Genomic DNA, 1,460 nt, shown 5'->3' with positions numbered 1-1,460 from the left:
CATTTGCTCTACCAACTGAGCTATGCCGGATCAGTGTTTGGCGCTCCGTCCGAAGCGCGTGGCAGGGGTATAATAAAACGCGGAAACGGGCGCAAGACCTTTTTTGATAAAAAAGCGCGAAAAATTCAAATTTGGCAAATTTTACCCAGTTTCAAGGCTTTATCTAACGCTCAAAGTGAATTCGGGACCAGGCTGTTAAGTTGCTGGTCCCGCTGTTTTATCCTGGCATATTCCAAAATGGCTCGTGCTGTATGCGGGCAGGATGATTTGGGGGTTATCCGTGATTCATTTATCGATCAGATGGCAAACGGTTGATGTGTTGATGTCATGGCACCGGATGCCCCTGAGCGGCAACCAGGATGGTAAACCAGTCCTGCCGGTCCAGCTTGATTGAACATGCCGTGGTGGCATCTTTCAGGCGGTCGGGTTTCATGGTGCCCAAAACGGGGATTGGCTGACAGGGCAGGGCCAAAAGCCAGGCAATGGCGATTTCGGCAATACCTGGCGCGTTATATTTTACCCGCATGTCTTCAAGGACGGGTCTTAAATGTGCAGCGACGGCATCGTCTTTGTCACGAAACAGCCGGGAGCCGCCAAGCGGCGACCAGATCATGGGGCTGATACGTTTTTGCTGCATCAGATCAAATGTTCCATCGAAAATCGGTGCGAGCTGCAGGACCGAACATTCTACCTGATTTGTGACCAGCGGGGCTTCAAGGCGGCTTTGCAGCAGGTTGAACTGCGACGGCGTGAAATTTGAAACACCAAAATAGCGCACCTTACCATCGCGTTTTAGCTGGTTGAAAGCATCGGCAACTTCATCAGCAATCATCAACGGGTCGGGTCGGTGTAAAAGCAAAGTATCGATATGATCGGTCCGAAGGTTGCGCAGCGAGGAGTCAACCGATTGCAGGATATGTTCTTTGCTGGTGTTGTAATGATTGATCCGGTTTTGTGGTTTGGCATCGCAGATCAGGGCGATGTCGCATTTGGTGACGATCTCCATTTTGTCACGCAGATGCGGTGCAGCGGCGATTGCGGTTCCGAAAAATTCCTCGCAGCCGTAATTCCCGTAAATATCGGCATGATCGATGGTGGTAATGCCAAGTTCAAGGGCGGCTTCTGTCAGGCGCAGCACATCCGTGCCATTGGCAATATCGTGGCTCTCGCGCAGGCGCCAGGCCCCCCAGGCCAGCGTTGAAAAGCTGAGGTCATCGGCAAGCTGGCGGCGTGATACGGCGTGGGGCATGATACGTTTTCCTATCCCTGCTTCCGTCATTCGACATTTGTGCATTTGTCCCGGACAAAAATGACGGATGTTTGTTGAAATTGTTTTTCCTGCTTTTTGGTATCAAGCGAGAAAGGAGAGGTAAACGATCTTTGCGGGTAAAGAAAAAGGGACCGAACCCGAGGTTCGATCCCTTTTCACATTGGCTCCGGCAGCAGGACTCGAACCTGCG

The 1,460-nt window shown here is 51.6% G+C and carries 2 protein-coding genes; one reads left to right on the top strand and one right to left on the bottom strand.

Annotation, left to right across the window (positions count from 1 at the left end; genetic code table 11):
- Positions 1-315, top strand: a 315-nt coding sequence (locus TH25_RS25195) for a hypothetical protein (RefSeq protein ID WP_181847842.1), incomplete at its 5' end; no start/stop codon positions are given.
- Between the two features lie 10 nt (positions 316-325).
- Here the strand turns inward: TH25_RS25195 and TH25_RS24575 are convergent.
- Positions 326-1,249, bottom strand: coding sequence for an aldo/keto reductase (locus TH25_RS24575; protein WP_114090864.1), 924 nt, complete (start codon positions 1,247-1,249; stop codon positions 326-328).
- Positions 1,250-1,460 lie beyond the last annotated feature (211 nt).

Source organism: Thalassospira profundimaris, from assembly GCF_003326755.1.
GTDB classification, from domain to species: Bacteria; Pseudomonadota; Alphaproteobacteria; order Rhodospirillales; family Thalassospiraceae; genus Thalassospira; species Thalassospira profundimaris_B.
The sequence above is the reverse complement of the archived record's forward strand: the minus strand, read 5'-3'. Positions and strand labels throughout refer to the sequence as shown.

Excerpts from the sequence above, each read along its gene's own strand:
- TH25_RS24575 (WP_114090864.1), bottom strand. The coding sequence starts at position 1,249 with ATGCCCCACGCCGTATCACGCCGCCAGCTTGCCGATGACCTCAGCTTT.